Genomic DNA, 10209 nt, shown 5'->3' on the forward strand with positions numbered 1-10209 from the left:
AAGGTAGATTGTTTACGCGTTACGCACCCGTACGCCACTAATACCCGAAGGTATCCGTTCGACTTGCATGTATTAGGCCTGCCGCTAGCGTTCATCCTGAGCCAGGATCAAACTCTCCATTGTAAATGATTTGTACTTATACTTTACGCAGAATCCTTACTTCTTACTTACTTGGTCAAGTTGTCAAAGAACGTGTTTTCCTCGCTTGGAAAACTGGTGCTGAACGCTTCCGTCCAGCCGTACTATCTATTTGGGACTGCAAAGATACGGCTTTGTATAGCTTAGCGCAAGTCCTTTTTTGAAAAAACTTTATTTATCTTGATATTCTTTATTGGGTACAATTCAATCTCCGTATTACTCAGTTTAAGAGCTATTCGCTCTCTAAAAAAGGATAACGGAAGTCGGTTGGAGGAACTAATGTCTCCTTGATGGTGCGGGCAGATACCCACCGAAGCAAGTTCAACAAGGAGCCGGCTTTGTCGTTCGTACCCGACGCCCGGGCTCCTCCAAAAGGCTGTTGACCAACTACAGCTCCCGTTGGCTTGTCATTGATGTAGAAATTACCGGCGGCATTCGACAGCTTTCTCGTTACCAAATCAATGGCATAGCGATCTTTGGCAAAGAATGCTCCCGTCAATGCATAAGGGGATGTCTGGTCGACTAACTCAATGGTTTGTTCAAAATTATCGGGATGATAGATATAAATAGTCAAAACCGGACCAAATATCTCTTCGCACATCGTTACATATAGTGGATTGGCCGCGACCAATACCGTTGGTTCCACAAAAAAACCGTTGGTTTTGTCCACGTTGCCACCGGCAATCAGCTCAACCGCTGGATCAGCTTTCGCATTGGCGATATACTTACTGATTTTATCGAACGCCTTTTCATCAATGACGGCGTTGACGAAATTTTGGAAGTCCTCCACACTGCCCATCCTGATGGCCTGCAGATCGGCCACGATATATTCCCGAATTTGATCCCACAGGGTCGACGGAATATAAGCCCGAGACGCTGCGGAACATTTCTGGCCCTGGTATTCGAATGCCCCCCGTACTAGCGCCGTGGCTACGGTTTTCGGATCGGCCGTTTCGTGGACTAAAACAAAGTCTTTTCCGCCGGTTTCACCCACAATTCGCGGGTATGATTTATATAAATGGATATTCTCTCCGATCGTTTTCCAGATTTGTTGAAAAACGCCGGTACTTCCCGTAAAGTGAATGCCCGCAAAATCAGGGTGTTTAAAAATCACTCCTCCAGCCAACGGCCCATCGACATAAATCAAATTGATAACGCCATCCGGCAATCCGGCTTCTTTGAGCACTTCCATAATCACTTGCGCGGAATAGATTTGCTGGTAGGCGGGTTTCCAGACCACGGTATTTCCTAACAAGGCGGGTGCCGTGGGCAGATTACCGGCAATGGCCGTAAAATTGAAAGGCGTCAGTGCAAAGACAAATCCCTCCAGCGGGCGGTATTCCAGCCGGTTCCAGACGCCGGCCGACGACTTCGGCTGCTGGCTGTAGATTTCCGTTGCGTAATGCACGTTAAACCGCAAAAAATCAATCAGTTCACAGGCCGAATCAATCTCGGCCTGATAGGCATTTTTCGACTGGCCCAGCATCGTTGCGGCATTGATTTTATACCGGTATGGACCCGCTAACAATTCCGCAGCTTTGAGAAAAATGCTGGCGCGGTGTTCCCACGGCAGATTGGCCCACTCCTCTTTCGCATTCAGGGCGGCTGTAATTGCCTGCTCGACATGCGACTGATCTCCTTCGTGGAAATAACCCAAAATCTGGTGCCGATTGTGTGGGGCTACCAATTCCTTCTGAATCTCGGTCCGGACCTCTTCGGCACCGATATACATGGGAATATCAAGGGTTTTCGAAGATGCTTCAGCAAGAGCCGCTTTTAATTTTGCGCGCTCGTCGGAACCGGGACGATACTCTTTAACCGGTTCATTTTGTGGAATAGGAACCTGAAAAAAGCCTACTGACATACGTTTGTTGATTTTTGAAGCTTGCTAAAATAGATAATTGAAAGTAACTGATTTAGGTTCCCAGCGGTTTGTGACCTAGTTTTTGTCATTTGTCGATTCATTTGTTCGGTTAACGGTTTGGGGTTTCGTAACTTGCGCCAATTTTTTAGCGACTTACCATGAGGTTTTACAGTACAAATAATCCTTCTGTCCGGGTTTCGATGGAAGAAGCCTTGCTCCGAAGTTTGCCAGCAGACCGGGGCCTTTATATGCCGGAGACGATCCCTTTCATGGGGGCGGATTTTTTTAATTCCATTGCTGGCGGCTCGCTGGCCGATATTGGATTTCAAATCAGTTCGGCTCTTTTCAAGGATTCCATTCCAGCGCATAAATTAGACGATCTGATTCATCACGCGTTTCCGTTCGACACACCAGTGGTGGCGCTCGAAGACGGAAAGACACATGTTCTGGAATTATTTCATGGTCCTTCGCTGGCTTTCAAGGATGTGGGCGCGCGGTATATGGCGGCCATGATGGGGTATTATCTGGAACAATCGAATCGGGAAGTGCATATTCTGGTGGCCACTTCCGGCGATACGGGTGGGGCGGTGGCGATGGGCTTCCTAGGTGTTCCCGGTATTAAAGTTACCATTTTGTATCCGACGGGCCGCGTCAGTGAGTTGCAGGAAAAGCAGCTGACCACGCTGGGCCAGAATATTACGGCCATCGAAGTAGATGGTTCGTTTGACGATTGTCAGGCGCTGGTAAAAACCGCCTTTACGGATTTTGAGTTGAACCAACAGTTTAGTCTGGCTTCGGCGAATTCGATTAATATTTTCCGTCTGATTCCGCAAAGTTTTTATTACGTTCGGGCCTATGGGCAAGTGAAGCATCTTGGAAAACCGGTCGTTTTTTCGACTCCCAGTGGCAATTTCGGAAATTTGAGCGCCGGTGCACTGGCCTATAAAATGGGGTTACCCGTTCACCAATTCATTGCGTCGACGAACCTGAACTATGTGGTTCCGCAGTACCTACAGACCGGTATTTATTCTCCCAAACCGTCGGTTGAAACAATTTCAAACGCCATGGACGTCGGTAGTCCCAGCAACTTTGTGCGGCTGGTTCACTTATTCGACGATAATTTTGACACGCTGAAGCAGGTTTTATCCGGCTACTTTTTTGATGACGCGCAGACAAGGCAAGCAATGGCTGAGGTTTATCAACAATTCCACTACGTCATGTGCCCACACACAGCCGTTGGCTATCTGGGCTTGCAGAGTTATCAACAAACCAACCCCGATGTGTGTGGAATAACGCTGGCTACGGCGCATCCGGCCAAATTCAAAGAACTCGTTGAGTCAGTTATCCACACGCCTGTGGAAATTCCGGCGGCTCTGGAAGAATTGATGAATCGACCCAAACACAGTTTTAAAATGAAGGCTGATTTTGCAGAGTTCAAGGATTTTCTTTTGCAAACCGCCTGAAAAATCAAAAAGACCCGCGATTTGGCGGGTCTTTTTGATTAATTGATTGTATCTCCCCGCAGGGCCCGAAACCGCTTTCGGGCTTCAGCGCCAAAAATGCTGCCCGGATACTTCTGCAAAAGCTGGTTATACAGCTCCATGGCTTTCGGTTTATCCTGCTTATTTTCTTCGTACGTTTTTGCGGTCAGGAATAGCGCATCGTCTCCTAAAACGTCCTCGCCGTAGTTGGCCGATATTTTTTCCAGATCCTGTAACGCTTCATCGATTTTATTCTGCTTGATCAGCGTAGTAGCCCGTAGCCACAGAATATTGTCAGCCAGGCTGTGATCCTTGTATTTGGCATACATCCGATTCAACTCAAGCGCTGCCGAATCCACTTTGTTCTGGAACAACATCAGTTCAATCGACGCATACTCCTTCATGGCCGTTTCGGTACTATCCATACCGGTATTATCCATGATGAGCAAACTCAGGGCCCCGGCATCGTTGGCAATTTCGCGACTGGTAGCCTGTTTAAGAATGTCCAGCACATCTTTCGACAGCTCAAATTCGCCTTTGTAATAGTGCAACCGGGCATTCCGCAACTTGGCTTCGTAGCCCAGCAACTCTTCTTTCTGCGATTTTTCAACTTGTGAATACAGCAAGGTAGCTTCCCAGGGCTCCCCTTTCAGAAGGTAAATATCGCCCATATCCAGCTTGCAGCGATCGATAAAACTCTTCTCGTTTTTGCTGATTTCGGTGGCCAGTTGCAGGATTGTAATTGCCGTATCTTTTTCATCGAGGTAAAAAGCGTAAAGGCTGGCGGTACTTCTGAGTGCTTCGAGGGTCCGGTTATTTTTCCCCAGCTCCTGAAACATTTTCTGGTAATCGGCGATTAGCTTGCGGATTTCCAGGTTATCCACCGGATACGTGTTTTTCACCTGCTCCTCCCGGGCCTTGATTACGAGCCGCCGGGCGAAGGGATAGAGCTGCCCCTGCGGATATTCCTTCGCTACGTACTCAAACATGGCCGCTGCGTTCTTATAATCTTTATTCTGGAGTGCAACCGCACCCAGATCATAAACGCGCACACCGGTCAATTTTAAGCGTTTGTCGAGCGCCCGTTCCTGAATGAATGCTTTATAAAACTCTTTCTTTTGCGTTAAGTACCAGACGAGCATCTCGGTATAAAACATCTCGTTCGGATTTTCCTGCACTTTCTTATACAGAACGGTTTCCAGCATCTTCTGATCGGCGTCTTTCAGGTTGTCCTGCAAAATAGCCTGCACATTGTCCCGATTGCCCGGTATCAGGCCCCAGTGCAACAATTCGTCGATCATGTTTTCCTTCTGCCCCACAGCCCCATACAAGCGCGCCAGCTCGCCGGCATAGGCCAGCGGCTCCCGACTTTGTTCGCGTCCTTTCTTCAGAGCTTTAATGGCCCAATTCTGTTTATTCCGTTCGGCAAAATCCTGCGCCAGTTCCGGCAATCCGTTAACCGTGCTTCCAGCAACGGCCATAGCTCGGTTAAAGTAAACTTCTGCTTTAGCCGAATCACTCCGGCTTTCTTCCAGAAGGCCCGCTTGCAAAAGCACATACGGATTTTTGTCATCTGACTTCACTAACCGCCGAAGCACCTTTTCGGCATCGGGAATTTTATTCAGCCTTACTGCACTTTCCACATACCGGCTGATGGTGGGTTTACTTACCCCGGTTTTCATCAACTTCTGGTAAATGGTATATGCTTTTTCAAACTCGCCTTTTTTGAAATATTCGTCGGCCAGATCGGCTCCTTCCTGAGCAAACCCACTTAACGAGCCAACTACTAGCAGCATAAACAGTACTCCTGCTATCTTCTTCATTTTCTTTTTTTATTAATTAAAGAATAAAAGGATTTAAAGGATTGTTGGCTGTGGATATGTGGACAAGTTTGTTATTCACATTTACTATTGAAACCTGTGGATAACGGAAATTAATTATCCACACTTATTTTATGCTTATCCACATGCAACTAGCTAATAATCAGATCAAATTTTACTTATCCACATTTTTACTTTAAAATACCGGGCAGACTTAAGCACATTTCCACAAGATAAGAAACAAACATTTCCACGTGTTGATGAATGAAAGAATAAGTTGTGGAAAATAATCGAGTTGTACACTTTCCACATGTGGGTATTTTCTTATCCACACTGTCGAATGGGTTGTCCACAGCAATTTTTGTACCCCTTCACATCTTGTCCACAGGGTTAACCCACTTTTCCACGGACTTTTCCACCGAATATTTGTGTTTTTTTAATTTCACATTGACCTTTCAAAAGGCGTCAATATCCTGACTGACATCAAAGTTTTGCTTTATTAAGATAATGCCTTTGTTTCTGGTGAAGAAGTGGATAGGCTCCGGCAACCGGTTTTCGATCAGATTACCGCTGTCCCATCGACCATTTCCGTTTTCATCGATGATTACACGGAGCCGGTATCGACCCGGTTTTATGTTAACGAAACGGTAAGACGGGTTGTTTATTTGTTTATCAACGAGTTTAAAATTTTCATCCAGCAACTCCACAATGAACTGTTTCGCCGGGGTATTTATCCGGCCCGTCAGAACACCATATTTCTCCGGATCCCGGATGAAGTAATTGAGCTCCCCGGCTTTGGTGGAATCATTGAGAACGCTAATGAAAGCCCCCTTGCCCAATCGGATGAAAATGTTGTTGCGGGCATTGGTGGTTTTAGTCAAGATAAACCGGGTTTGATTGTCTTCCCAGCGGTAGTCTTCCGGGCTTAATGGCAACCGGTTTGTGCTGTCACTCAAGATTTGTAATGAATCGGTTGTTAGGGTTTTTATGGGTTTCGAGAACTGGAGCACAACTTCCATTTTCCGATCGACATCTCCATTATCAGCGGGCTTGGCCGTAAACGTGACAGCTTCCGGTGTTTCACGTCGGGTGGGCGTTCTGAATTTGAATTTCTGTGTAAGCTCCGTTTTGTTCTTTAGTGAATCGGTTACTGAAATCTTCACCCGAATGGTGTCCGTGGTTGCTCTGGAATTGAAGAATGTTAGCTCGTTGGGCGTCCTGAAATACGACGGAATGCTGTCCTGGGGATTGTTGAAACGGATGGTGTAATTTTCGATACCGCGATCAAATACATACGTATACGTTGTGACAAGCTGCTGGGTTCTGATGGAACGCGGAGGTGTGTTATAAAACGAAAATAGTTGAAGTTTTAACGTGTCATTGTTGGTGGTCAGGTTTAGATCACCGGGTAAGAATGCCGCTTTTTCCGTGTTTGGATTTAAGATAAAATTTAGATTTTTATCGTCAAATGCGAATACTTTGTAACGCCCGTCCTTTACATTTTCCAGTAAAAAAACGCCGGAAGTGTCGGTGCGCGTGAAATAGTACGGTTTTGTTTTGGTTGGTGTGAGCGTATCATTTGGAATATACAAGCCCACTACTGTATTCAAAGTTGGCTGACCCGTTTGCAAATCGGTCACCTTCCCTCCTACTCTCAGCGAATCGATGGTGTTGCCCGTACTGAATACTAATTTGAGGCTCAGCGCCGGATTGTTTTCGGTAATATCTTTTACGGCATCCGTGAAATTGAAGGTATAAGTCGTGCTATCTCTAAACGGTTTTTCAAAAGTAAGCCGTAGACTGGTTGGTCTTATTTTAGCTTTGAAAGGCGTTTCCGGTTCTGGCGTTATCAGTACTTTCTGGTTGGGATTTTCAACCCGGATGTATTCATTGAAGAAAACTTCGACCGTTTTACCTTTGTAATTTTTCTGTTTATTGATGGGCGTACTCACCACCAGGACGGGGGCCAGCGTGTCCTTTTTGCCGCCAATCGGAGCAGCATATTGTGAACAGGAATTCAATAAAACGGTGATAATGGCGAATAGAACCAGTGCTTGTTTCATTTTTGGCAATAAAAAACCCTGAATAATTGCTTATTCAGGGCATGAGAAATGATTTATTAATTGGCCTGGGCGACATAAATCAAGCTTGAATAATTTCCTCCCTCCTGATAAGCTGCCCAATTAGAACGAATTCCATTCCAAAAACTTTCAAAATAAGCCGGCTTTCCATCCCGGTTTTTAGTACTGAGCATGTTCACATAAAACGCATCGAAGAGCATGGGTCGCTGTTCTTTCAATTCAAAACCGTATCGTTTCAATAGCGTTTTCATCACATCCGGTGAAAAATGATACAGGTGACGGGGTACATCATAAGCAGCCCAAAACTGTTTGTAGTGCTGTGCATCCCATGACTGATAGTTCGGTACTGCGATTACCAAATGCCCTTTTTGACGACTGTGACCTCGTATCCATTCCAGTGTTTCCGGTAATTCATGGACATGTTCCAGCACATGCCACAAACTGATCACGTCGAATCGCTGGGTATCATCCAACTCAAAAATCGACTTTCCCAGCTCTACATTCGTTCGTGCTACGGCTTGTTGGCGCGTCCTGGCATCTGGTTCCGTACCCATCACTTTCCACCCGGCATTCTGGCTGGCTGCCAGAAAATAGCCAGAGCCGCAACCGATGTCCAGCAACTGGCCTTTTCGTGGTGATAAGTCGGTTATCAACTTTACTTTCTGCTTAACCGTGATCGCCCGGATGGTATGATACAACTGGCTGATAATCCCTTTGCGGGTATCGCTGTGTGAAATATATTCTTCCGATTGGTAATACTGCCCAATTTCTGCTTCTGTCGGTCGTGGATTTGTGGCTTTAAAACCGCATTTTTCGCAGCTCTGAATGATGAATTCATTCCTGGAAACCAAAAAATCTTTACAGCTTATCCAGTTTAAAAAGGAGTGATTTCCACAAACCGGGCATTCTACAAGGTGCTCAACCGTCATGTCTACCGGCCTAAATAAATCATTAAAATGGAAATATCGGAAGCACTGACACCACTAATGCGCGATGCCTGGCCAATGGTTTGCGGACGGATTCGCTTCAGTTTTTCACGACCTTCAAACGACAAGGCCGACAACCGGTCAAAGTCGAAATCCGGTCGGATAATCAAATTTTCCAGCTTTTCCGTTCGCTCAACCATTAAGCGTTCTTTCTCAATATAGCTTTCATATTTTACCAAAATGACGGCTTCCTCAACGGTTTCCTCATTGAATGAATTCAGGTAACTCGCAACGTTGTCACCCAGCAGCGTTAGCTCTTTGCGATTAATTTCGGGTCGTCTCAACAGCGAATACGGCGATGTTTTCTCCCGGATCTGTGCGCTGCCCAACGATTCAAGCAAGGTGTTTATCGTCTCCGGCTGCACTCGCATCTGCTTCATTTCGTCAAGAATTGCCGTTACGTTCTCCTGTTTAGTCTGCATCAAGTCGTACCGTTCCTGAGAAGCGAGCCCAATTTTGTACCCTTTTTCGGTCAAACGAAGGTCGGCATTATCCTGCCGAAGGATGGTTCGATATTCCGCACGTGAGGTAAACATTCGGTACGGTTCTTCGGTCCCTTTGGTAATCAGATCATCGATCAGCACGCCAATGTAGGCTTCTGACCGTTTGAGCGTAAATTCTTCAAGTTCTTTTGCCGTATTATGTGCATTGATTCCGGCAATCAAACCTTGGCAGGCGGCTTCCTCATACCCCGTTGTTCCATTGATCTGACCGGCAAAAAAGAGTCCGCCGATCAACTGTGTTTCCAGCGTTTGCTTTAATTGCGTGGGTGGAAAGTAGTCATACTCGACAGCATAACCCGGCCGAAACATCTTGGCATTTCCAAAACCCGGTATTTTTCGCAGCGCTTTTATTTGCACATCTTCGGGCAAAGACGTTGAAAAACCATTCACATATACCTCAACGGTATCCCATCCTTCCGGTTCTACAAAAATCTGGTGTCGATCTTTATCGGCAAACCGGTTGATTTTATCTTCAACGGATGGGCAATACCGGGGGCCTAAACCCTTGATCCTGCCCGTAAACATGGGCGAACGTTCAAAACCGGTCTTCAATATTTCATGAACTTCCGGGTTTGTATAGGTGATCCAGCAGTGCCGTTGCTTGGTTAAAGCTGGCGTATTCATGTAAGAAAACTTGCCGGGATCTTCATCACCTGGCTGCTCTTCCATTAATGTATAGTTCAAACTACGGCCATCGACTCGTGGAGGAGTTCCGGTTTTCATTCGTCCTGCTTCAAATCCTAACTGTACTAATTGTTCGGTCAAACCCGTAGCCGACCGCTCTGCCGTTCTTCCTCCCCCAAATGTTTTCTCACCAATATATATTTTTCCATTCAGGAATGTTCCGTTTGTAAGTACAACCGAATCGGCCAGGATTTCCATTCCCATACTGGTTTTTACACCAACAACCCGTTTGTCTTTCACCACGATTTCCGTTACCATGTCCTGCCAGAAATCCAGATTTGGGGTTTCTTCCAGCGTTTTGCGCCATTCAGTTGCAAACATCATTCGGTCACTTTGGCAACGCGGGCTCCACATCGCGGGTCCTTTCGACCGGTTTAGCATGCGAAATTGAATCATCGATTTATCACTAATGATTCCTGACTGTCCACCAAGCGCATCAATTTCCCGAACGATCTGCCCTTTTGCCACGCCACCCATCGCCGGATTGCATGACATTTGAGCAATCGTTTGCATGTTCATTGTAATTAGTAAAACGGACGAGCCCATGGTGGCTGCTGCTGCGGCAGCTTCACAACCAGCGTGGCCAGCTCCCACTACAATGACATCATACTTGTTGAACATATATTTTCAATTTTTATAAAGTTTGAAAAAA

The 10209-nt window shown here is 46.2% G+C and carries 6 protein-coding genes and 1 rRNA gene; 1 reads left to right on the forward strand and 6 read right to left on the reverse strand.

Annotation, left to right across the window (positions count from 1 at the left end; translation table 11 throughout):
• Positions 1 to 123: ribosomal RNA gene (locus EHT87_RS18525) — 16S ribosomal RNA — on the reverse strand; the annotation flags it as partial.
• 247 nt (positions 124 to 370) lie between these two features.
• Positions 371 to 2002, reverse strand: coding sequence for an L-glutamate gamma-semialdehyde dehydrogenase (gene pruA, locus EHT87_RS18530; protein WP_124908163.1), 1632 nt, complete (start codon positions 2000 to 2002; stop codon positions 371 to 373).
• Positions 2003 to 2160: 158 nt separating this feature from the next.
• Between pruA and thrC the strand changes: the two genes are divergently transcribed.
• Positions 2161 to 3465 carry a threonine synthase gene (gene thrC, locus EHT87_RS18535; RefSeq protein WP_124908164.1) on the forward strand — a complete coding sequence of 435 codons (1305 nt, stop codon included), beginning with the start codon at positions 2161 to 2163 and terminating at the stop codon, positions 3463 to 3465.
• A 38-nt stretch (positions 3466 to 3503) separates the two neighbouring features.
• On the opposite strand, the gene EHT87_RS18540 is transcribed toward thrC, so the two are convergent.
• From EHT87_RS18540 to mnmG, 4 genes are all read right to left on the reverse strand, one after another.
• The gene (locus tag EHT87_RS18540; protein ID WP_124908165.1) at positions 3504 to 5306 is read right to left on the reverse strand and encodes a tetratricopeptide repeat protein; all 1803 of its coding nucleotides are present in this window, start codon (positions 5304 to 5306) and stop codon (positions 3504 to 3506) included.
• A gap of 452 nt (positions 5307 to 5758) precedes the next feature.
• Positions 5759 to 7366: an Ig-like domain-containing domain gene (locus EHT87_RS18545; RefSeq protein ID WP_124908166.1), complete on the reverse strand. Its 1608-nt coding sequence runs from the start codon at positions 7364 to 7366 to the stop codon at positions 5759 to 5761.
• Between the two features lie 56 nt (positions 7367 to 7422).
• Positions 7423 to 8313 carry a class I SAM-dependent methyltransferase gene (locus tag EHT87_RS18550; protein ID WP_124908167.1) on the reverse strand — a complete coding sequence of 297 codons (891 nt, stop codon included), beginning with the start codon at positions 8311 to 8313 and terminating at the stop codon, positions 7423 to 7425.
• Positions 8314 to 8315: 2 nt separating this feature from the next.
• Positions 8316 to 10178, reverse strand: coding sequence for a tRNA uridine-5-carboxymethylaminomethyl(34) synthesis enzyme MnmG (gene mnmG, locus EHT87_RS18555; protein ID WP_124908168.1), 1863 nt, complete (start codon positions 10176 to 10178; stop codon positions 8316 to 8318).
• Positions 10179 to 10209 lie beyond the last annotated feature (31 nt).

Origin of the sequence: Larkinella knui (assembly GCF_003858645.1) — a bacterium.
Lineage (GTDB): Bacteria > Bacteroidota > Bacteroidia > Cytophagales > Spirosomataceae > Larkinella > Larkinella knui.

What these genes read in the sequence shown, in the direction of transcription:
- mnmG (WP_124908168.1), bottom strand. Translation starts at nt 10,178, where the DNA reads ATGTTCAACAAGTATGATGTCATTGTAGTGGGAGCTGGCCACGCTGGT.
- pruA (WP_124908163.1), bottom strand. Translation starts at nt 2,002, where the DNA reads ATGTCAGTAGGCTTTTTTCAGGTTCCTATTCCACAAAATGAACCGGTT.
- EHT87_RS18540 (WP_124908165.1), bottom strand. Translation starts at nt 5,306, where the DNA reads ATGAAGAAGATAGCAGGAGTACTGTTTATGCTGCTAGTAGTTGGCTCG.
- EHT87_RS18545 (WP_124908166.1), bottom strand. Translation starts at nt 7,366, where the DNA reads ATGAAACAAGCACTGGTTCTATTCGCCATTATCACCGTTTTATTGAAT.
- EHT87_RS18550 (WP_124908167.1), bottom strand. Translation starts at nt 8,313, where the DNA reads ATGACGGTTGAGCACCTTGTAGAATGCCCGGTTTGTGGAAATCACTCC.
- thrC (WP_124908164.1), top strand. Translation starts at nt 2,161, where the DNA reads ATGAGGTTTTACAGTACAAATAATCCTTCTGTCCGGGTTTCGATGGAA.